The organism is Bifidobacterium aesculapii (assembly GCF_001417815.1).
In the GTDB taxonomy this organism is placed as follows: Bacteria; Actinomycetota; Actinomycetes; order Actinomycetales; family Bifidobacteriaceae; genus Bifidobacterium; species Bifidobacterium aesculapii.
Map to the genome: position 1 here is coordinate 1 of NZ_BCFK01000036.1, position 20,485 is coordinate 20,485.

Consider the following 20,485-nt stretch of genomic DNA (forward strand, 5'->3'; position numbering starts at 1 on the left):
CCGCGGCGGCGGCCGGGGGGGGGGGGGGGGCGGGGGGGGCCGCCCCCCCCCCCACGGCCCGCCGCATCATCCGATTTCGGTGGCTCCTTCGGCTTCGAGGGAGCCACCGGCGTATCACGTATCAAAGGAAAGGAAGCCGTTCCATGTCCATTCCGGTGATTCTGGCCTCCAAATCGAAGCCGCGCCGCGACGTGCTGTACGCGGCCGGCGTGTGCCCGACAATCCGCGTCTCGCACGTCGACGAGCCGGCCGCGCTCGAGGCCGCCGCGCAGGCCGCCGGCGTGCCGGTCAACGATCTGAGCGTCGAGCAACGCGTGACGATCCTCGCCGGAGCGAAGGCCGAGGCCGTCCACCGCGCCTACCGCGAGGTCGCCGCGACGGCCGCCGCCGCGAGCGGCGAGCGCGTCATCGCCTACCCGCTGCGCGCCGAAGAGGTCATCGCCGAGGACGAGGCGCGCGAGGCCGCCGGATCGTCCGCCGGCGACGTGTCCGCGAACCTCGCGCCGGAGTCGATCGACTATTCGAAGGACACGATCGCCACCACGCGCGACTTCTCCGGCGTGGACATGCCGACCGTCACCGAGCCGATCTCCAATGTCGTCGCGCTCCAGCCGGGACTGACCCGCGCCGAGGTCGGCCCGCTCATCATCGGTTGTGATTCGATGTTCCTGCTCGACGGCGAATGTTACGGCAAGCCGCACAGCGCCGACGTGGCGCGAGAGCGTCTGCGCCGCATGAGCGGGGCGACCGGTGAGCTGTGGACCGGCCACTGCGTCATCGATTTCGCTTCGGGGCGTGTCGCGCGCGGCGCGAGTCGGGCGATCGTGCATTTCGCCGAGTACTCCGATCGTGACATCGAACGCTACATCGCGACCGGCGAGCCGCTCGAGGTGGCCGGATCGTTCACGCTCGAGGGGTTCGGCGGCGCGTTCATCGATTCGATCGAGGGCGATCCGCACGGCGTCATCGGCATCAGTCTGCCGCTGCTGCGCCGTCTGGTCGGCGAGCTCGGCGTCGAATGGACGGACCTGTGGAACGTGGCGCGCGGCGAGAGCGAACCGGGCGTATTGGGCGCCGACGGCAAGGAGCTGCCGCCGAAGGAGAACGTGCACCAGCCGGGCGACGGCTGGGTCGACTGCGCGTGCGGCCGCAAGCACTGGGGCACCAACGGCGCGTCCGGCGTGCTGCTCGCCCGCCGCGACCCGCGCACCGGCGAGGTGACGCATGTCGTCATGCAGCATCGCGCGAAGTGGTCGGCCGAGGGCGGCACCTGGGGTATTCCGGGCGGCGCCACCGCGGATGGCGAGTCGCCGATCGAGGGCGCGCTGCGCGAGAGCTACGAGGAGGCGAACATCACCCCCGAGGACATCGAGGTGGTCGGCTCCTACCGCGAGGATCACGGCCCATGGGCCTACACCACGGTGTTCGCGTTCGAGAAGCCGGGGCATTCGGTGCTGCCGCATGCGAACGATGACGAGAGCATGGAGATCGCGTGGGTGCCGCTCGACCGCGTGCCGGAATTGAGGCTCCTCACCGCGATGAAGACCGACTGGCCGCGCTTCGAGGCGCGCCTGAAATCCCTGGCCGCCGAACGCCGCGGCGAATAGGCCGACTTCGTCGTCTACGGAGGATACCTATGCCAACGCCTTGTCGATGAGCGCGTTCACGGCTTCCTCGCGCGTAAGACCGTGAACCTGCGCGTAGACCGTCACTTTCTGCTCGCGTGTCAGCCCCGATTGCGCGAGGCTGACACCCAGCGCCTGGCGGGTGTATTCGCTCGGTGTGACGTGCTTCGCGCGGGCCGCGGCCTCCACCAAACGCCACAGCTCGTCGGGGATGCGGATGGTGTGCGCCTTCATGTCGACGCGACTGGGGGGGAACGGATCAGGTTCGCGCGTCAACGTCGAGTTCGCGAACCCGTTCTCCGTTTCCCCGGCCCAGCGTTCCACCATGTCGTCCGTGATCGGTGTGCCGTCCTTGGCGATGTACTGTTTCATGCCTGACTCCATTCCCTGAAGAATCCCTTGGTGAGGTAGTTCGCGTGTATGACCAGCGGCTGTGGGTCAGCCGTTTCGACATAGACCAATTCGATCGGTCTGCGTTGCCGGTCGAACCCGATGACGGCCCAGCGTGGTGGATCCGCACTGTGGTCCCTCCATCTGATGCGCGCCGGACCGATTCGTGTGGCGAACGCCGATTCGATCTGCTCCCGAGTCAGATGATGCGCCTGTAGTGCGTGAGGGTGTATCTCGATGTCATTGTTCGGTTCCCCAGTATACCCGTTTGTATGACGATTGTCATACGTGTGATTGTCGTCGTGGCACATGCTTCTTCGTTCCAATCCATATCGTCGTAAGGGTCCGACGCTGCGTCCTCGCGTCGTCGTCGGATATCTGCCGACGCTACCGCGACAAAGACCTGCGGTCCAATCGGTTCGAGATGCTGTGCATAGATGTAGATATGCATGTTGATAACGCAATGAATCCCACGCACAAAGGACATCAATGAAGTTCGTCATCGCACCCGACTCGTTCAAGAACTGCATGACCGCACGCGAGGCGGCCGAAGCGATCCGCGCCGGCCTCGCCCGCGTCTTCCCCGACGCCGAATACGAGATGATCCCGATGGCCGACGGCGGCGAAGGCACCGTGCGCTCGCTCGTCGACGCGACCGGCGGCACGCTGCGCCGCGCCGACGTGCTCGACCCGCTGCAACGCCCGACCCGCGCCGCGTACGGCATCCTCGGCGACGGCTCGACCGCCGTCATCGAAATGTCCGCCGCATCCGGCATCCAATTCGTCGACGACACGACGAAGAACCCACTCGCCGCCACCACCTACGGCACCGGGCAGCTCATCCGCGCCGCGCTCGACGACGGCGCGCGCCGCATCATCCTCGGCGTCGGCGGGTCCGCGACGAACGACGGCGGCGCCGGCATGGCCGAAGCGCTCGGTGTGCGCTTCCTCGACGCCGACGGCAACCCGATCCCGCGCGGCGGCGGATTCCTCGACCGCCTCGCGAGAATCGACGTGACCGGCATCGACCCGCGCCTGGACGAAACCGACATCGTCATCGCCTCCGACGTGACCAACCCGCTCGTTGGGCCCACGGGCGCGTCCGCCGTGTTCGGACCACAGAAAGGCGCCACCCCGGGCATGGTCAAGCGGCTCGACGCGAACCTCGCCTACTATGCGGCCGTCATCGCCGACCAGGTCGGCCGCGACGTGGCGCACACGCCCGGTGCGGGCGGCGCCGGTGGTCTTGGCGCAGGCCTGCTCGCCTTCACCGACGCGACGATGCGCTCCGGCGTGGCCATCGTCTCCGAAACCGTGAGGCTCGCGGCCCGCGCCGCCGGCGCCGACTACTGCTTCACCGGCGAAGGCGGCATCGACTTCCAGACCCAATACGGCAAGACGCCGATGGGCGTCGCGCAGGCCGTGCGCCGGGGCGAACCGGGCATCCGCGTCATCGCGTTCGCCGGATACGTGGGGGAGGGCATCGACCAGCTGTACGGTCTCGGCATCGACGCCGTGTTCGGCATCGTGCCCGGCGCGATGCCGTTGGCGCAGGCACTCGACGAAGGCCCCGGCAATCTGGCGCGCGCTGCCGAAAACGTGGCACGACTCATCGCACTCAAGTAGCATGATGGCGGCCGAAACGTGTGCTGTGCCGCGACGGTTCATCGCGGCACAGCTAGCTCAGCAGGGCCGCAATCACCGCGATAAACACCGGGCTCGTCATCGTGGAGATGAGGATGCCGTCGCGGGCGAAGGTGAGACCCACGTTGTAGCGGGCCGCGTAGTTGTACACGTTCTGGCCGGTGGGCAGCGCCGCCAGCACCACGCACGCGTACAGTTCCGAACCGCGGAAGCCCATGAGGAAGTAGGCGAGCAGGAACGCGATGACCGGCATGACGATGTTCTTCAACACCGCCACCGTGAAGATCGCCGGGCGGTCGCCCTTCTGCTGCAGCGGCTTCGTGCCGTGCAGCGACATGCCGAACGCCATGAGGATCATCGGAACCGCGGATTCGCCGATCATGTTGATCGGGTCGTACAGGTAGTTCGGGATGAACCAGCCGGTCTTCGCGTTCACCGCGGACAATGCGATGCCCAGCAGCGAGCCGATGAGCAGCGGCTGGTGCAGCGGCTGCTTCACAATCTCCTTGACGGAGACCTTGCCCTTGGTGAACACGTCCAGCGAGGTCAGGCCGATCGGCGTGAACAGCGCCTGCTGCATGACCAGGATCGGGGCGACCAGCGCGCCGTTGCCGAGGATGTACGTGGCGATCGGCAGACCGATGTTGTTCGAGTTCAGGTACAGCGAGTTCAGGGCGCCGATCGTCGCGTCGGCCGCGTTCATGTGGAAGAACAGCCGGTTGAGCACGAGGAACGCCACGCCGATCAGCAGCGCGGACAGGAACGCCACGATGATCGACGGGTGGAAGATGTCGAAGATCGGCTCCTTGGAGAGGATCGCGAACATCAGGCACGGGCTCGAGACGAAGAACGAGAACCGGTTGAGCACCATCTGCGCGCTCGGGCCGCCGATGCGCATGCGCGCGGCCACATACCCCACGAAAATCACGATGCCGATGACGCAGAATCCCTGCATCGCGCTCAACAGACCTGGCATGTTCCCTCTTTTACTTCTTTTGCCTTTACCTCATGTGCCGTGACGGCGCCGTATCTCCGGCACGCCGGTTCCTCCGCCCAGTGTGGCACAAGACGCCGCGCCTGTCCGCGACATCTCGCCCAATGGTCGCTCGTCTCCGGCGCACGGCCTCCCCGTTAGGATAAGGGCCATGACGATTACCATGGATCCCGCCGCCCCGCGCGACGCGCAGCTCGACGCCCTGCTCGACCAGATCATGAACGTGTACTCCGTGAGCGACGACGAGACCGCGCTCGCCGACGACATCGAGGCGTTCCTCACGCCCTTCGCGCATCTCGACGTGCGCCGCCACGGCGACACCATCGTCGCGTCGACCTCCTTCGGCAAGCCCCGCCGCGTGGTGCTCGCCGGCCACATCGACACCGTGCCCGTCATCGACAACTTCCCGCCGCGTTGGCTGGAGCCCGGGGATCCGCTGATCCGCGCCGAAATCGCCGAGGCGCATCCGGGCGAACGCGTGCTGTGGGGCCGCGGCGCCACCGACATGAAGGCCTCCGATGCGGTGATGCTCCACCTGGCCGCCACGCTCGACGGTTCAACGCCCGAAACCACGCCGAACGCAGACGTGACCTTCGTGTTCTACGACCATGAGGAGGTCGCCGCCGAGAAGAACGGTCTGAGGAAGGTCGTCGAGGCGCACCCCGACTGGATCCAGGGCGATTTCGCGATCATCGGCGAGCCGACGAACTGCGGCATCGAGGGCGGTTGCAACGGCACGATCCGCTTCGATGTGGTCACCCGCGGCGTGGCCGCGCATTCGGCGCGCGCGTGGATGGGCGTCAACGCGATCCACAAGGCCGCCGACATCCTCAACCGTCTCAACGCGTATGAACCGGCCGACGTGCCGGTGGACGGTCTGGTCTACCGCGAAGGCCTCAACGCCACGCTGATCTCCGGCGGCAAGGGCACGAACGTGATCCCGGACGAGTGCCGTGTGCACGTCAACTACCGGTTCGCCCCGGACAAGACGCTCGCCGAGGCGAAGGCGCTGATGATGGGCGCGGATTGCGGCGCCGAGCTCGGCAACGGCGGGCACACGGCCACCGGCGGCGTGTTCGAGGGCTTCGAGATCGAGATGAAGGACGAGTCGCCGTCCGCGCGCCCCGGCATGGACGCGCCGCTCGCCGTCTCGCTCGCGCGTCTCGTGCGCGAACGCACCGGCCGTGAGCCCTTGGCGAAACTCGGCTGGACCGATGTGGCGCGTTTCTCCCAGCTCGGCATTCCCGCCGTGAACCTCGGCGCCGGCGATCCGCTGCTCGCGCACAAGCATGACGAGCAGCTTCCCGCCTCCGACCTGCCGCTCATGGCGGACATCCTGGGGGAGTGGCTCCGCGACGTGCGCTGACGGCGGGTGACGGCCCGGTGAACGGTGCCCGGTCGAAGTTGTGGCATACTTGAGGGTGGTGGTTCTGCAGACCACCGACGTGCCAGATGGCGTCGATCCCCTCGCGGGCGGGTGTTCACCCGGTTTTCATGCGAGCGCAGGTGTCCGCCGTCCGAGCCGCACAGACTTTGACTGGAATTGCTTCTACGGGCGCGATCGAAGCGCGGCCACGGTGAGAGCGTGGTGTGAGAGCCGTAGTGAGCCTGAGTGAGGCTGGCGTGATGCAGCACGCCGGCGAGGAGCATCGTGCCCACTGTGAACAACGATGGGGCCGACGAAGTCGGCGCCCAGAACATCGCCATGTCCGATACCGCGTCCGGCAACGTTCCGGCCGCGTCCGACCAGCCGGAGAAGACCGGTACGACCCGTCGCCGCCGCGGCCGCCGCGTGGTGCGCGGCACCGGTGCCGCCGGCGCGTCGCTCGAGCTGAAGGTCGAGGACCATTCCCCGTCCATCTTCGAAGAGCCGAAACTGCCGTCCGTCGAACCGGATTCGTCCGCTGACGACGCGGACGCCGACGACGTCGCGTCGTCCGACGACGACGGTCGCGCCGATACCGGCGCCCGTGCCTCCCGCTCCCGTCGTCGCGCGGCTGCGCGCGAGGACGACGAGCGTCCGTCGCGTTCGCGCCGCCGCGCGCGTCTCGTCGACGACGATGACGAGCCGGAGCGTCCGTCCCGTCGTTCCCGTCGCATGCGCGACGACGACATGGATGAGGACGACGAGCGTCCGTCGCGTTCGCGTCGCCGCCGTGCCCCACGCGACGACTATTTCGATGACTATGCGGCGGATTCCCGTCGTTCCCGCCGCGGCGGCTACGACGATGACGACGACGAGTTCGAGCGTGCCGAGGAGCTGCTCGACGGCCTGCCGATGCACGAGCGTGAGGATGACGACCGCCGTTCCCGTCCGATGACCTCCCTGTTGTTCCAGGAGCCTGTTCTGCCCGCCGGGCCGTCGCGTTCGCGCATCGCGTTCGACGAGGGTGATGACGACGACGATGCGGACGGACGCCGCGACCTGCGCGCGGATCGTGACGGGGCGGACGACGGCGATGACGAGCCGCGCGAGGAGCGGCGTGTCCGCACGCGCCGTCGCCGTCGTGCCGAACGTGACGTGGAGCCGGTCGAATCCGACGAGACGCGCCCGGCGCGCGACGGGGGCGACGCGGCGGGCGAGACCGCCGAGACCGCCGATGACTCCGGTTCCTCCCGTTCCCGCCGCGGCCGCAACCGCCGTCTGAACGCGCAGGAGCGTCGCGCCGCCGCGGAAGTGGAGCAGATCGAGGAGGACCTCGAACTCGACGACATCGACTACCGTCCCATCGACGAGGAGTCGAACGACGCCGGCGAGACGAACGGCGAGGAGACGCGCACGCGCCGTCGCCGTCGCCGCCGCGGCAAGGCCGATCAGCCCGCCGTCGAGGAGCGTCATGACGATGAGGCGTCGCGTGACGACGATCATGCCGAGCGTCCCGCGCGCGACGAGGAGGAGACGGTCACGCGCCGTCGTCGTCGCCGCCGCGGCAAGGCCGACGACGAGCAGATCATCGCCCGCCGTTCCCGCAAGCAGCAGTACATCGACGAGATCACCGACGTGGAGGGCTCGACCCGACTGGAGGCGAAGAAGCAGCGCCGCCGCGACAACCGCCGCGAACGCTCCCGCCAGTCGCAGCTCATGGAGCAGGACTTCCTCGCACGACGCGAGAACGTCGAACGACTGATGGTCGTGCGTGAGCGGGAACAGCACACGCAGATCTCCGTCGTGGAGGACAACGTGCTCGTCGAACACTACGTGTCCGACATCCAGGAGGTGCAGACCGTCGGCAACGTGTATCTCGGCCGCGTGCAGAACGTGCTGCCGAGCATGGAGGCCGCGTTCGTGGACATCGGCCAGGCGCGCAACGGCGTGCTGTACGCCGGCGAGGTCAACTGGGACGCGACGCGTCTCGAGGGCCAGCCGCGGCGCATCGAGCTCGCGTTCAAGTCCGGCGACCCGGTGCTCGTGCAGGTCACCAAGGATCCGATCGGCCACAAGGGCGCGCGTCTGACCTCCCAGGTCACGCTCGCCGGCCGCTTCCTCGTGCTGGTGCCGTCCGGCGGCATGACCGGCGTGAGCCGCAAACTGTCGGAGCGTGAGCGTTCGCGTCTGAAGAACATCGTCTCCAGGATCGCCCCGAAGGACATGGGCGTGATCATCCGCACCGCGGCCGAGGGCGCGAGCGAGGAGGCCATCGTCAAGGACCTCGAGAGCCTCGTGCGCCAGTGGGAGCGCATCAACGCCAAGCGCGAGGAGTTCTGGCACGGCAAGCGCCCGAAGCTGCTGCAGGGCGAGCCGGACGTGGCTATCCGCGTGGTGCGCGACATCTTCAACGACGATTTCACGAAGCTCATCGTGGAGGGCGACAAGGTGTACGAGCGCATCGAGGAGTACCTCGACACGATGGCCCCGGACCTCAAGGAGAAGCTGGTCAAGTGGGATCCGGCCGAGCATGAGGGCAAGGACGTGTTCGACAAGTGGCAGATCGACTCCCAGCTCAGGAAGGGCATGGAACGCCAGGTCTACCTGCCGTCCGGTGGTTCGATCGTCATCGACCGCACCGAGGCCATGACCACCATCGACGTGAACACCGGCCGCTTCATCGGCCGAGGCAAGTCGCTGGAGGAGACGGTGACGCGCTGCAACCTGGAGGCGAGCGAGGAGATCGCGCGCCAGCTGCGTCTGCGCGACATCGGCGGCATGATCATGATCGACTACGTCGACATGGTGATGCCCGCGAACCGCGACCTCGTGCTGCGCCGTCTGGTCGAGTGCCTGGCGCGCGACCGCACCAAGCATCAGGTGGCGGAGGTCACTTCGCTCGGTCTCGTGCAGATGACGCGCAAGCGCATCGGCCAGGGCCTGGTGGAGGCGTTCTCCGAGGAGTGCCCGACCTGCAAGGGCCGCGGCTTCATCCTGCACGACAAGCCCGTCGTCTCCGCCGAATACGATGACCCGTACGCGCTCAGGGGCGGCGACCCGTTCGTCAAGACGAACAAGCATGGCCGCGGCACCACGCCCGCGCCCGAGCCGGCCGGCTCCACGCCGGACGTGAAGGCGAAGCTCGCGCAGATCGCCGCGGCGGCCGTCGCCGCCAACAACGACGACGAGTGAGCCGGGCGGAGGGCCGTGCGCTGACCCGCACGGCCCCGCATGGGGCCACATGGCCCTATAACATATCCAGACCAGACACGCGGACGAAACACGGTTGCGTTAGTCCGCGCGTCGGTGTACGTTTGATTGCTGGTGTCTGACCGCGAGCCCGGCATATCCGGGTGAGTCAGGCAAGAAGCTTGCCAATTCAATAAAGGAACGATTATGTACGCGATTGTGAAGGCCGGTGGCCATCAGGAAAAGGTCGAGGTCGGCGACGTCATCCTCGTCAACCGTCTCGACGCGAAGCAGGGCGATACCGTGGAATTCCCGGTCGCGCTCGTGGTCGACGGCGCGAACGTCACCATTGCCGCCGCTGATCTGGCGAAGATCTCCGTCAAGGCCGAGGTCGTGAAGGACGACGCCAAGGGCCCGAAGATCAACATCCAGAAGTACAAGAACAAGACCGGCGTCGCCCGCCGCAAGGGCCACCGCCAGAAGCTGACCATGCTCAAGGTCACCGAGATCGCCTGAGTTTTTGACAACAGGTTTTCCAAGAAAGCTTAATTAGTACCGAAAGGAAACGATCATGGCACATAAGAAGGGTGCTTCCAGCTCGCGTAACGGTCGCGATTCAAATCCTCAATACCTCGGTGTGAAGAAGTTCGGCGGCGAGGCCGTCATCGCCGGCAACATCATCGTCCGTCAGCGTGGCACCAACTTCCACCCGGGCCACAACGTCGGCATGGGCAAGGACCACACCCTGTTCGCTCTGACCGATGGCTCCGTGAAGTTCGGCATCCGTCGTGACCGCAAGGTCGTCGACGTGATCTCCGCCTGAGACATCAGATCGCGACAAGCCGCGCCCGCAAGGACGCGGCTTTTTTGTTACGTATTCCCATGACGCACGGGCGTCCCGCCTCCCTGACGGGAGCGGACGCTCCGCGGGCTTCGATTAAGGTAGATAGATATGAGTGATTTTGTGGATCGAGTGACCGTCCATGTCAAAGGCGGCGACGGCGGCAACGGTTCGGCGGGCATCCGCCGCGAGAAGTACAAGCCGCTCGCCGGTCCGAACGGCGGCAACGGCGGTGACGGCGGGTCCGTCATCTTCGAGGCGACGCGCAACGCGACCAGCCTCCTGGACTACCGGTTCATGCCGCACCGCACGGCCGATTCCGGCACGATGGGCCTGGGCGACAACAAGGACGGCACCAAGGGCAAGGACCTGATCTTGCCCGTGCCGTGCGGCACCGTGGTCTTCACCGCGAAGGGACCCGCCGGCGCCCCCAAGCGCCCGGGCGAGCAGCTCGCCGACCTTCGCCACGAGGGCGACCGCTTCGTGGCGGCCGCCGGCGGCAACGGCGGCCTCGGCAACATCGCATTGGCCAACCGCACCAGGCGCGCCCCCGGCTTCGCCCTGCTGGGCGAACTCGGCGAGGAACGAGACGTGGTCCTGGAGCTCAAGTCCATCGCCGATGTGGCGCTGGTCGGTTTCCCGAGCGCCGGCAAGTCAAGCCTCATCGCCGCGATGAGCTCCGCGAAGCCGAAGATCGCCGACTACCCGTTCACCACGCTCGTGCCGAACCTCGGTGTGGTCGTCGCCGGCGACCAGCGCTACACCATCGCCGACGTACCGGGCCTTATTCCAGGCGCGAGCCAGGGCAAGGGGCTCGGTCTCGAGTTCCTGCGGCACATCGAACGCACCGAGATCATAGCGCACGTCATCGATTGCGCGACGCTCGAAGACGGCCGCGACCCGATCAGCGACTATCATGCGCTGGAGCACGAGCTCGCCGAATACGCCGGCTCGCTCGATCTGCCGCTCGGCGCCATTCCGATTCCCGAACGTCCGCGCATCATCATCCTCAACAAGGCCGACGTGCCCGAAGCCGAGGAGCTCGCCGAATTCGTCAAGCCCGAATTCGAGAAGATGGGCATGCGCGTGTTCATCATCTCCACCGCCTCGCACCGCGGCCTCAAGGAGCTCAACTTCGCTCTGGCCGCGATGGTCGCCGACATGCGCGAGGAGGTCGCCAAGCGCGAACAGGCCGAAGAGGAGGCGCGCGTCGTCATCAAGCCGCTGGAGGAGCAGGGCCGTCGCCGTCGCTCCGCCGACGAGCGCGGCGGCGCCGCCGACTTCACCATCGAGCGCAAGGAGGACGGCAACGGCGACTTCTGGTACGAGGTCACCGGCCGCAAGCCGGAACGTTGGGTGCAGCAGACCAACTTCGACAACGACGAGGCCGTCGGCTATCTCGCCGATCGTCTCGCCAAACTGGGCGTCGAGGACGAACTGCGCCGCAAGGGCGCCAGGCCGGGAGACGAGATCCGCATCGGCCGGGGCGACCGCGCCGTCGACTTCGATTGGGATCCGACCATCGCGGCCGGTGCGGAGCGTCTCGACGGTTCGCCGCTGGGCGCGCGCGGACAGGATCTGCGCATCGACCAGGAGGAGGGGCGCAGCCGTCGCCGCACGAACGCCGAACGCCGCCGCGAATACCATGCGATGATGGACGCGAAGGCGGCCGTGCGCGAGGCGATGATGAGGGAGCGCGCCGCCGGCCACTGGGCCGACCCCTCCATCGACGACGACCGCCACGACGAGAAGAGCCTGTTCGGACGCGGCGAGACCGTCGAAACGCAGGACGAGTAGAACAGCGCATATGTCCACACCATCACAAGCCGAGATCCGCCGCCGCGTGGCCGAAGCGGAAACAGTCGTCGTCAAGGTCGGTTCGAGCTCGCTCACGCAGTCGGACGGGCACCTCGACGTCGATAAGCTCAACGCGCTGGTCGGCGCGCTCGCGGCGACGCGCCTTATGGGCGCGCGCGTCGTACTCGTCTCCTCCGGCGCCATCGCGGCCGGTTTCGGGCCGCTCGGCTTCGACGCGCGCCCGAGCGACGTCGCCACGCAGCAGGCGACGGCCGCGGTCGGGCAGGGACTGCTCATGGCGCAGTACGAGGCGGCGTTCGGCCGTTTCGGCGTGCGCGTCGGGCAGATCCTCATCACCGCGGAGGACACGATCCGCGCCACCCAGTACCGCAACGTGCAGCGCACGCTCGACCGCCTGCTCGAACTGGGCGTCGTGCCGATCATCAACGAGAACGACTCCCTCGCCTCCAACGAGATCCGGTTCGGCGACAACGACAGGCTGTCGGCGCTCGTCGCGAACCTCGTGCGCGCCGATGCGCTCGTCCTGCTCACCGATGTGGACGGACTGTACACGGCGCCGCCGAGCGAACCCGGATCGACGCGCATCGGCTATGTGCCGAACGTCGTCGACGCGCTCGGCGAGGTGAAGGTCGGCGGCACCGGCTCGAAGGTAGGCACCGGCGGCATGGTCACGAAACTGGAGGCGGCGCGCGTGGCCGCCGTCTCCGGCATTCCCACGGTGCTCACCTGCGCGTCCAACGCCGGTCCGGCGCTGATGGGCGATCCGGTGGGCACGGCGTTCGCGCCGGTCAAACGCCGTGGCACGTCGCGACGCCTGTGGATCGGATTCGCGGCGGAACCGCGCGGCACGATCATCGTCGACGCCGGTGCGGCGCAGGCCGTGCGCGGCGGGCACGCGTCGCTCCTCGCCGCCGGCGCGGTGGAGGTGCGCGGCGCGTTCTCCGCCGGGGACCCGGTATGGGTCGACGCGGAGGACGGCACGCATCTGGCGCGCGGCCTCGCCGGGTACGACTCCGAGGAGGTGCCGCGCATGCTCGGCCGGAACACCGGCCAGCTCAGGCGCATCCTCGGCGACGAATACTCGCATCCGCTCGTCCACCGCGACAATCTCGTATTGGTGTGAGCCGGGTGCGGCTCTGGCGCGTTCTCGGGTGCCGGGTCTATCGTTGAGGGCATGACTATGGCTCAATGGCAGACTCTTTCCGACCGTATCAACCATGTGACCCCCAGCGCCACGCTCGCCGTCGACTCCAAGGCCAAGGCCATGAAGGCCGCCGGCCTCGACGTCGTCGGCTTCGGCGCCGGCGAACCCAACTTCCCGACCCCGGACTACGTCGTGGACGCCGCCGCGGCCGCATGCCGCGACCCGAAGAACTACAAGTACACGCCCACGCCGGGTCTTCCCGAACTGCGCTCCGCCATCGCCGCGAAGACGTTGCGCGACTCCGGCTACGAGGTGGCTCCCGAACAGGTGGTCGTCACCAACGGCGGCAAGCAGGCCGTCTACTCGACGTTCCAGATCCTGCTCGACGAAGGCGACGAGGTCATCATCCCCACGCCGTACTGGACGAGCTACCCGGAGGCCGTGAAGCTGGCTGGCGGTGTGCCCGTCGAGGTGTTCGCCGGCGCCGACTGCGGTTTCGAGCCGGATCTGGAGGCGATCGAAGCGGCCCGTACCGAGCGCACGAAGGCAATCATCGTCACTTCGCCGAACAATCCGACCGGTGCCGTGTGGAGCCCCGAGACCATCGAAGGCATCGCGAAGTGGGCCATCGAGCATCACGTGTGGGTGATTTCCGACGAGATCTACGAACACCTCAACTACGACGACGCGCACACCACGTACATCGGCACCGCCGTGCCCGAAGTGCGCGACCAGCTCATCGTGCTCAACGGCGTCGCCAAGACGTACGCAATGCCGGGTTGGCGCGTCGGCTGGCTCATCGCCCCCGAACCCGTGGCCAAGGCCGCGGCCAAGCTGCAGGGCCACATGACCTCGAATGTGGCGAACGTCTCGCAGCGCGCCGCCATCGCCGCCGTGTCCGGCCCGCTCGACGCCGTCTACCGCATGCGCGAGGCGTTCGACGTGCGCCGCAAGGCCATCGTCGCCGCGCTCAACGATATCGACGGCGTGAACTGCCCGACGCCGACCGGCGCGTTCTACGCGTTCGCCGACATCACCGCGCTGCTCGGCAAGCCGCTCGGCCCCAACGGCACCGTCTCGAACTCTTCCGCCGAATTCGCCGCCGCGCTGCTCGACGAGGCGCATGTCGCCGCCGTGCCCGGCGAGGCGTTCGGCGCCCCTGGCTACCTGCGTTTCTCCTACGCGTTGGCGGACGATCAGCTCGCCGAAGGCATGCGCCGCATGAAGGCCTACGTCGAGGCCTGACGCACGCTCCACGCCATGCGCGACATGCCGTGACAATCGTTGGAATCCCGTGGTTTTCGCCACGGGATTCCGCGTATATGGCGCCTGGAATTGACGAATTCCAGGCGACCCGCTACTATATCGACTTGGCGGTTTTCGCCGTGGCGAAGCGTTCCTTTGCGGAATGCCGAGTCGAGGTGAAGTTCACCTAGGGAAGTGGCGCAATTGGTAGCGCAACGGTCTCCAAAACCGTAGGTTGTGGGTTCGAGTCCCGCCTTCCCTGCCAAGGATCTTACGAATACCCCTAGCGAAGGATGAATATGGCGAAGGCTAGCAAGAGCGAGAAGGCCGTCAAGCCTAACGTCTTCATGCGCATCGGACTGTTTATCAAGCAGATCATCGATGAGCTTCGCAAGGTCGTGACCCCCACCGCCAAGGAACTGTTCTTCTGGTCGCTGGCCGTGTTCATCTTCGTGCTGCTGCTGATGGCTCTCGTCACCGGCATGGACTTCGGTCTGGGCAAGCTGACGCTGTGGGTGTTCGGCTGATCGTACGTACACGTAACGGCAACGAACCCGAAGGTGAATACGCATGAGTGATGAAGTGAATCTCGACAATCTCGACGAGCTCCCCGACCTGCCTGAGGCGGAGCCGGCGGAGTCCGTGGACGTGGATGCCGCCGTCGCGGCTCCTGCCGAGACCTCTGAATCCGATGAGGCGGCCGCGCCTGAATCCGTCGCCTCTGAGCCGGCCCCGACCGATCAGTCCGCTCCGGTTTCCGTCGATGAGGCGGTTGCCGCTGTTGACGATGCTGTTGATGTCGCTCCGGTCGCCGCTCCGGAAATCTCCCTCGCCGACGACGAGGACGAAGAGACCAACGAATCCGAGCAGGCAGAAGCCACCGACGCCGGCCAGGCCGCCGTCGAGGCGTTCTCCAAGTCGCTGCGCACTCTTGAAGGCAAGTGGTACGTGCTGCACACGTACTCCGGCTACGAGAAGCGCGTCAAGACCAACGTCGAATCCCGCATCCAGTCCTTCGGCCTCGAAGACACCATCTTCCAGATCGAAGTGCCGATGGAGGAAGTCGAGAAGCACACCGACAAGGGCAAGAAGGTCATCACGCGTGTGCGCGTCCCCGGCTATGTGCTTATCCGTATGTGGCCTGATGAGAACGCGCGCCGTATCGTGCGTGAGACCGAAGGCGTCACCGGCTTCGTTGGCCCCACCAAGGATCCGGCGCCGCTGTCCCGCAAGGAAGTCGTCGCCATGATGGCCCCGATGATCGCCTCCGAGGCGTTGAAGAAGGCCGGCGACAAGCCTGCCGCCGCCAAGAAGCGCACCGTCGAGGTCTCCTACGCCATCGGCGATCAGGTCACCGTCACTGATGGCCCCTTCGCCACCATGGCCGCCGTCGTCTCCGATGTGGAGCCGACTACGCAGAAGCTCACCGTGCTCGTGTCCATCTTCGGCCGCGATACGCCGGTGGAGCTGGGCTTCGATCAGGTGCAGAAGCTCGACTGATACGCGATTGCGCATGTCCGGCATGTTGGTTTGGTGCTGGTGTGCTGAATGATGATCCCCGCCTTAGGGCGGGGATTTTTCGTATGTGGATGCTGTCCGTCGTGGTGTCGGCCGGTACGGATACGGCCGGATGCTTGAACGGCGTGTGTCGGCCAATGTGATTTAGGCGACATCTGCACATGCGTGATATGACGTACATCAATCGCAGCGCTCCGATGCTTTCGCTCATTGCGATAAAGGGCTAGGCGTAACGATGTAAGCGCTCACGGCATGTACAAATGCTCACGTAATCAAACCGGTTTGACTGCACGAAAAGCACACGAGAAAATGTTCTGATATATGCGAGATTGTTTTTATATGTGCATTTCTGCAAGCGGGAATGTGAGGTTTAGTTTGCGATTGTGGAGTCTCGGTACTATTTTGTATCGCGGTAACGCAAACACCGCCGTGGTGGGTGGTGCCTGTGTTCGAGGAAGAACAACTCAAGGAAAGAGGGAGCGGCATGATTGATCTTGCTGCCGGGGAATCCGCGATTCGCCTGTCGCTGAGCTGGGTGGATTGGCTTATCCTCATCGTCTACTTTGCCATGATCGTGTGGATTGGTTATTCCATCCACAAGCAGCAGGAAGTCCTCTGAGGACTTCCTGCTCGCCGGTCGTTCGATGCCGGCTTGGATCGCAGGCCTCGCATTCTGCGCCGCCAACCTCGGCGCCACCGAGATTCTGGGTATGGCCGCAAACGGCGCCCAGATCGGTATGCCGACCATCCACTACTACCTGATCGGCGCCGTGCCTGGCATGGTGTTCCTCGGCATCTTCATGATGCCGTTCTACTACGGCTCCGGCGTGCGCTCGGTGCCTGAGTTCATGTACCAGCGCTTCGGCAAGGGCGCGCACATCATCGTGTCGCTGTGCTTCGCCGTGTCCACCATTCTGCAGGCAGGCATCAACCTGTACGCCATGGCCCTGATCCTTCAGGCCATGCTCGGCTGGAGCCAGTGGACCGCCATCATCGTGTCCGCCGTGTTCGTGCTCGCCTACATCACCCTCGGTGGTCTGACCTCCGCCATCTACAACGAGGTCATGCAGTTCTTCGTCATCGTCGCGGCCCTCATCCCGGTCACCGTCATCGGCCTGTCCCACGTGGGCGGCTGGAGCGGCCTGACCGCCAAGCTCGACAGCATGCAGGACTGGTCCGGCTCCATCCACGCCTGGGCCGGCACCGGCCTCGGCAACGTGACCAACCCGGTCGGCGGCGACTGGTTCTCCATCCTGATGGGCCTCGGCTTCGTGCTCGGCTTCGGCTACTGGACCACCAACTTCACCGAGGTGCAGCGCGCCTTCGCCGCGAAGAGCATGACCGCCGCCCGTATGACGCCTATCCTCGGCGCCATCCCGAAGATGCTCATCTGGATCATCATCATCATCCCTGGCCTGATCGCGGCCGCCACCGTCGGCAACCTGTTCGCCGGTGACCACCCGGTCCTCCAGTACAACGAAGCCATTCCGTACCTGTTCAAGATGTACCTGCCGAACGGCGTGCTCGGCGTCGCCATCACCGGTATGATGGCCTCCTTCATGGCCGGCATGGCCGCGAACGTCTCCTCGTTCAACACCGTGTTCACCTACGATCTGTGGCAGGACTACGTCAAGCCCGGCCAGAGCGATAAGTACTACCTGAACATGGGCCGCTGGATCACCGTCATCGGCGTGTTCATCTCCGTGTTCACCGCGTGGATCGCCTCGCAGTTCGGCAACATCATGACCTACCTGCAAACGCTGTTCAGCTTCTTCAACGCCCCGCTGTTCGCCGTGTTCATCCTCGGTCTGGTGTGGAAGCGCGTCTCCAACGTGGCCGGTACCGTCGCCTACGTGTGCGGCATCATCGCCCCGCTCGTCACCTACATCCTGTACCTGCAGTCCGTCGCGGCCGGCGACCCGATCTTCGGTTCCGCCACCGCCGAGACTTGGTACGGCGCCATCATCTCCTGCCTTGCCACGTGGATCGTCGCCGCGATCATCACGCCGTTCACCAAGGCCAAGACCGATGAGGAGCTCGAAGGCCTCACCTTCGCCAACAACGGCATGAAGTACTTCAAGGCCGCCGCCGACGAGGAGCTTGAGGACGCCAAGCGCGCCGCCAAGGAAGCCGGAAAGGACGTCGCCACCGTGAAGGTTCCGTGGTACAAGAAGCCGCTGATCCTGGGCACCGTGATCTTCGTGCTCGGTCTCGTCTTCTACATCCCGTTCTTCTAAACCGTCGGTTGACCCATCAACGTAGGAACGTTATAAGGAGTTTGCAATGGCACAAGAGACTGAGGGCCAGAGCCTGCTGACTCAGGCCGAGAAGGATCAGGCGGTCAAGGCGGCGCGCAACAACGATTTGCGCCGGCTCATCGCCATCCTGTTCATCATCTACGGCGTGATCGTCACGATCGTCGGCATCGTCGCGCCGAACATGAACGGCGCCGACACCAACGGCATCGACATCAACCTGTGGACCGGCATCGTGATGCTGGTCGTGGGTATCCTGTTCGAGCTGTGGTGCCGCTTCAAGCCGCTCTCGGCCGAGGACATCATCGCCTCCGCCGAGGAGTCCGCCCGCAAGGCGCAGGTCCAGCACGAAAGCAACAAGTGAGCCTTCCGCCGCCTCACGTCTGACGTGACGTGTCGCGGACGATGACTCGCCGTAAGTGACGAAAACACGATCCGAGGGGTCGCCGGGGAACCGGTGGCCCCTCGTCGTCGTTGCTGCGTGCGTGCTCGCTCCGTGTGCGGGTGCCGGACTTGCGTGAAAGCTCCGTGAAGGCGCCGTGGCGGGGAGGGGCGCGGACTCGCTGGTTCGCAGCGACACGCCGATGCTGCAGCCATCTCGTTGTCGTGGTTCATCGGCATAATAGGAAAGCTTGTGTCTGGAGGGGAGACCCGCTTAGCACAGCACAGCAATATAAGTTGCGGGAGGAGACCGCGCAGACGTCCGTGTGCTGCATCGTGCAGGATCGCGGGCGCATGGGCGGCGACCGACAGCACCGCGTTATAGAAAGAAGAACCATAACATGGCTCCCAAGAAGAAAGTCTCCGCGCTGATCAAGCTGCAGATTCAGGCTGGCAAGGCCAACCCGGCCCCGCCGCTGGGCCCTGCGCTGGGTTCGCACGGCGTCAACATCATGGACTTCTGCAAGGCGTACAACGCCCAGACGCAGGACAAGATGGGACAGGTGATCCCGGTCGAGATCACCGTCTACGAAGATCGTTCCTTCACCTTCATCCTGAAGACCCCGCCGGCCGCGGCTCTGCTGAAGAAGGCCGCCGGTGTCGAGAAGGGCACCGAGAACCCGCTGACCCACAAGGTCGGCTCCGTCACCAAGGCGCAGGTTCGTGAGATTGCCGAGACCAAGATGGCCGATCTCTCCGCCCGTGACATCGAGGCCGGCATGAAGATCATCGAAGGCACCGCCCGCTCCATGGGCATCACGGTGACCGACTGATAAGGAGAAGGACAGATGGCTAAGCATTCCAAGAAGTACCGTGAGGCGGCCGAGAAGGTCGATCGCAACAACCTGTACACCCCCGATCAGGCCATCGCGCTGCTCAAGAGCATGCCGACCCGCAACTTCGACGAGTCCGTCGAAGCGGTGCTCCGCCTGAACGTGGATCCGCGCAAGGCCGACCAGCTGGTCCGCGGCACCGTGAGCCTGCCTCACGGCACTGGTAAGACCGTCAAGGTCCTCGTGTTCGCCCGTGGCCCGCAGGCCACCGCGGCCGCCGAGGCCGGCGCCGACATCGTCGGCGATGACGATCTGATCGCCAAGGTGCAGGACGGCTTCCTCGACTTCGATTCCGTCGTCGCCACCCCGGACATGATGGGCAAGGTCGGCCGCCTCGGCCGTGTGCTCGGTCCGCGTGGCCTCATGCCGAACCCGAAGACCGGCACCGTGACCATGGACGTCGCCAAGGCCGTCAAGGAGATCAAGGCCGGTAAGATCGAGTTCCGTGTCGACAAGAACGGCAACCTCTCCTTCCTGATCGGCAAGGCCTCCTTCGACGAGAACGCGCTGGACGAGAACTTCCACGCCGTCGCCGATGAGGTCAAGCGTCTCAAGCCGGCGACCGTGAAGGGCCGTTACATCACGAAGGCCACCATCACCTCCACGATGGGCCCCGGCATCCCGGTCGACCCGAACGTGATCGCCTGACGATAGCGTAAGCGTCGCGAGCGTCATAGACCCCTGGTTCCGTAAGGGACCGGGGGTCTTGTCATATCCGGTGCCATTGGGGAAACCGGGAGCCAGCCGATGACGTAGCCATCTATTAGTGCTGGTTCACGTTGTTCCGCTTCGTACGGGTGACGTTAAGCCCTGTGCGTCACTCTCCCATGGTGCGGTGACATGGTTTCTCCATAACCGCGGAATTGCAACGTTTTCGTCTTCTGGTGCTTGGGTGGTTTACCGCACCATGGGAGGCGGCCTCTTCCTTTGTGGTTGTTTGGGTTGTTGGTGGGTGGGTTGTTGTGGTTGGTTGTGGTGTGGTGTCTTGGTATGGGGGTTGGCGTGGGTTGGTTGTGTGGTGTGTTGTTTGTTGTTGTTTGTTTGTTGTTGGTGTGGTTGTGGTGTTGGGTTGGTGTTGGTGGGGTAGGGTTGGTGGTGTTTGTCGTGGGTTTCGACACGCCGGTGGAGCGCCGTGTTTTCAAGGGTTTGCGGCGTGTTTTGTCGTGCCGGTTTGCGTGTTGG

19 protein-coding genes and 1 tRNA gene are annotated in these 20,485 nt (G+C 65.5%); 18 read left to right on the forward strand and 2 right to left on the reverse strand.

What is annotated here, in order from left to right; all coding sequences use genetic code 11:
* Positions 1 to 143: 143 nt before the first annotated feature.
* Entirely contained in the window at positions 144 to 1,607 is a 1,464-nt protein-coding gene (locus tag BFAL_RS05660; protein WP_055427457.1) for a Maf family protein, read from the forward strand.
* A gap of 27 nt (positions 1,608 to 1,634) precedes the next feature.
* Here the strand turns inward: BFAL_RS05660 and BFAL_RS05665 are convergent, their stop codons facing one another.
* A complete protein-coding gene (locus BFAL_RS05665; RefSeq protein WP_055427458.1) occupies positions 1,635 to 1,997 on the reverse strand; it encodes a hypothetical protein in 363 nt (120 codons plus the stop codon).
* A gap of 507 nt (positions 1,998 to 2,504) precedes the next feature.
* Here BFAL_RS05665 and BFAL_RS05675 point away from each other — a divergent pair.
* Entirely contained in the window at positions 2,505 to 3,641 is a 1,137-nt protein-coding gene (locus BFAL_RS05675) for a glycerate kinase (protein WP_055427460.1), read from the forward strand.
* 52 nt (positions 3,642 to 3,693) lie between these two features.
* Here BFAL_RS05675 and BFAL_RS05680 read toward each other — a convergent pair whose 3' ends face one another.
* Positions 3,694 to 4,635 (reverse strand): AEC family transporter, encoded by a 942-nt coding sequence (locus tag BFAL_RS05680; RefSeq protein WP_055427461.1) that lies wholly within the window; start codon positions 4,633 to 4,635, stop codon positions 3,694 to 3,696.
* 169 nt (positions 4,636 to 4,804) lie between these two features.
* On the opposite strand from BFAL_RS05680, the gene dapE reads away from it, so the two are divergent.
* The 16 genes from dapE to BFAL_RS11575 form a co-directional block, all read left to right on the forward strand.
* Positions 4,805 to 6,019: a succinyl-diaminopimelate desuccinylase gene (gene dapE, locus BFAL_RS05685; protein ID WP_055427462.1), complete on the forward strand. Its 1,215-nt coding sequence runs from the start codon at positions 4,805 to 4,807 to the stop codon at positions 6,017 to 6,019.
* A 285-nt stretch (positions 6,020 to 6,304) separates the two neighbouring features.
* Complete coding sequence (locus BFAL_RS05690) at positions 6,305 to 9,211, forward strand: Rne/Rng family ribonuclease (protein WP_370696062.1); 2,907 nt, start codon at positions 6,305 to 6,307, stop codon at positions 9,209 to 9,211.
* A gap of 204 nt (positions 9,212 to 9,415) precedes the next feature.
* On the forward strand, positions 9,416 to 9,724 hold the full coding sequence (rplU, locus tag BFAL_RS05695) for a 50S ribosomal protein L21 (RefSeq protein WP_055427463.1): 309 nt from the start codon (positions 9,416 to 9,418) through the stop codon (positions 9,722 to 9,724).
* Positions 9,725 to 9,779: 55 nt separating this feature from the next.
* A complete protein-coding gene (gene rpmA, locus BFAL_RS05700; RefSeq protein ID WP_055427464.1) occupies positions 9,780 to 10,031 on the forward strand; it encodes a 50S ribosomal protein L27 in 252 nt (83 codons plus the stop codon).
* 129 nt (positions 10,032 to 10,160) lie between these two features.
* On the forward strand, positions 10,161 to 11,846 hold the full coding sequence (gene obgE / locus BFAL_RS05705) for a GTPase ObgE (protein ID WP_055427465.1): 1,686 nt from the start codon (positions 10,161 to 10,163) through the stop codon (positions 11,844 to 11,846).
* A 10-nt stretch (positions 11,847 to 11,856) separates the two neighbouring features.
* Positions 11,857 to 12,990: a glutamate 5-kinase gene (proB, locus tag BFAL_RS05710; protein WP_055427466.1), complete on the forward strand. Its 1,134-nt coding sequence runs from the start codon at positions 11,857 to 11,859 to the stop codon at positions 12,988 to 12,990.
* A 57-nt stretch (positions 12,991 to 13,047) separates the two neighbouring features.
* Entirely contained in the window at positions 13,048 to 14,256 is a 1,209-nt protein-coding gene (locus BFAL_RS05715; RefSeq protein ID WP_055427467.1) for a pyridoxal phosphate-dependent aminotransferase, read from the forward strand.
* Between the two features lie 189 nt (positions 14,257 to 14,445).
* A tRNA-Trp gene (locus BFAL_RS05720) sits at positions 14,446 to 14,521 on the forward strand.
* Between the two features lie 34 nt (positions 14,522 to 14,555).
* Positions 14,556 to 14,783: a preprotein translocase subunit SecE gene (gene secE / locus BFAL_RS05725; protein ID WP_055427468.1), complete on the forward strand. Its 228-nt coding sequence runs from the start codon at positions 14,556 to 14,558 to the stop codon at positions 14,781 to 14,783.
* Positions 14,784 to 14,826: 43 nt separating this feature from the next.
* On the forward strand, positions 14,827 to 15,756 hold the full coding sequence (gene nusG, locus BFAL_RS05730) for a transcription termination/antitermination protein NusG (protein WP_055427469.1): 930 nt from the start codon (positions 14,827 to 14,829) through the stop codon (positions 15,754 to 15,756).
* 502 nt (positions 15,757 to 16,258) lie between these two features.
* Positions 16,259 to 16,393 carry a hypothetical protein gene (locus tag BFAL_RS11720; RefSeq protein WP_269082766.1) on the forward strand — a complete coding sequence of 45 codons (135 nt, stop codon included), beginning with the start codon at positions 16,259 to 16,261 and terminating at the stop codon, positions 16,391 to 16,393.
* Between the two features lie 25 nt (positions 16,394 to 16,418).
* Positions 16,419 to 18,011, forward strand: a complete 1,593-nt coding sequence (locus tag BFAL_RS05735) for a sodium:solute symporter family protein (protein ID WP_236691684.1) — start codon at positions 16,419 to 16,421, stop codon at positions 18,009 to 18,011.
* Between the two features lie 46 nt (positions 18,012 to 18,057).
* Positions 18,058 to 18,393, forward strand: a complete 336-nt coding sequence (locus BFAL_RS05740) for a hypothetical protein (RefSeq protein WP_055427470.1) — start codon at positions 18,058 to 18,060, stop codon at positions 18,391 to 18,393.
* Positions 18,394 to 18,811: 418 nt separating this feature from the next.
* Positions 18,812 to 19,243 carry a 50S ribosomal protein L11 gene (gene rplK, locus BFAL_RS05745; RefSeq protein ID WP_055427471.1) on the forward strand — a complete coding sequence of 144 codons (432 nt, stop codon included), beginning with the start codon at positions 18,812 to 18,814 and terminating at the stop codon, positions 19,241 to 19,243.
* Between the two features lie 15 nt (positions 19,244 to 19,258).
* A complete protein-coding gene (gene rplA, locus BFAL_RS05750; RefSeq protein WP_055427472.1) occupies positions 19,259 to 19,951 on the forward strand; it encodes a 50S ribosomal protein L1 in 693 nt (230 codons plus the stop codon).
* A 342-nt stretch (positions 19,952 to 20,293) separates the two neighbouring features.
* On the forward strand, positions 20,294 to 20,485 hold a 192-nt coding region (locus BFAL_RS11575), incomplete at its 3' end, for a hypothetical protein (protein WP_236691685.1).

What these genes read in the sequence shown, in the direction of transcription:
- BFAL_RS05660 (WP_055427457.1), top strand. Translation starts at nt 144, where the DNA reads ATGTCCATTCCGGTGATTCTGGCCTCCAAATCGAAGCCGCGCCGCGAC.
- BFAL_RS05665 (WP_055427458.1), bottom strand. Translation starts at nt 1,997, where the DNA reads ATGAAACAGTACATCGCCAAGGACGGCACACCGATCACGGACGACATG.
- BFAL_RS05675 (WP_055427460.1), top strand. Translation starts at nt 2,505, where the DNA reads ATGAAGTTCGTCATCGCACCCGACTCGTTCAAGAACTGCATGACCGCA.
- BFAL_RS05680 (WP_055427461.1), bottom strand. Translation starts at nt 4,635, where the DNA reads ATGCCAGGTCTGTTGAGCGCGATGCAGGGATTCTGCGTCATCGGCATC.
- dapE (WP_055427462.1), top strand. Translation starts at nt 4,805, where the DNA reads ATGACGATTACCATGGATCCCGCCGCCCCGCGCGACGCGCAGCTCGAC.
- rplU (WP_055427463.1), top strand. Translation starts at nt 9,416, where the DNA reads ATGTACGCGATTGTGAAGGCCGGTGGCCATCAGGAAAAGGTCGAGGTC.
- rpmA (WP_055427464.1), top strand. Translation starts at nt 9,780, where the DNA reads ATGGCACATAAGAAGGGTGCTTCCAGCTCGCGTAACGGTCGCGATTCA.
- obgE (WP_055427465.1), top strand. Translation starts at nt 10,161, where the DNA reads ATGAGTGATTTTGTGGATCGAGTGACCGTCCATGTCAAAGGCGGCGAC.
- proB (WP_055427466.1), top strand. Translation starts at nt 11,857, where the DNA reads ATGTCCACACCATCACAAGCCGAGATCCGCCGCCGCGTGGCCGAAGCG.
- BFAL_RS05715 (WP_055427467.1), top strand. Translation starts at nt 13,048, where the DNA reads ATGGCTCAATGGCAGACTCTTTCCGACCGTATCAACCATGTGACCCCC.
- secE (WP_055427468.1), top strand. Translation starts at nt 14,556, where the DNA reads ATGGCGAAGGCTAGCAAGAGCGAGAAGGCCGTCAAGCCTAACGTCTTC.
- nusG (WP_055427469.1), top strand. Translation starts at nt 14,827, where the DNA reads ATGAGTGATGAAGTGAATCTCGACAATCTCGACGAGCTCCCCGACCTG.
- BFAL_RS11720 (WP_269082766.1), top strand. Translation starts at nt 16,259, where the DNA reads ATGATTGATCTTGCTGCCGGGGAATCCGCGATTCGCCTGTCGCTGAGC.
- BFAL_RS05735 (WP_236691684.1), top strand. Translation starts at nt 16,419, where the DNA reads ATGCCGGCTTGGATCGCAGGCCTCGCATTCTGCGCCGCCAACCTCGGC.
- BFAL_RS05740 (WP_055427470.1), top strand. Translation starts at nt 18,058, where the DNA reads ATGGCACAAGAGACTGAGGGCCAGAGCCTGCTGACTCAGGCCGAGAAG.
- rplK (WP_055427471.1), top strand. Translation starts at nt 18,812, where the DNA reads ATGGCTCCCAAGAAGAAAGTCTCCGCGCTGATCAAGCTGCAGATTCAG.
- rplA (WP_055427472.1), top strand. Translation starts at nt 19,259, where the DNA reads ATGGCTAAGCATTCCAAGAAGTACCGTGAGGCGGCCGAGAAGGTCGAT.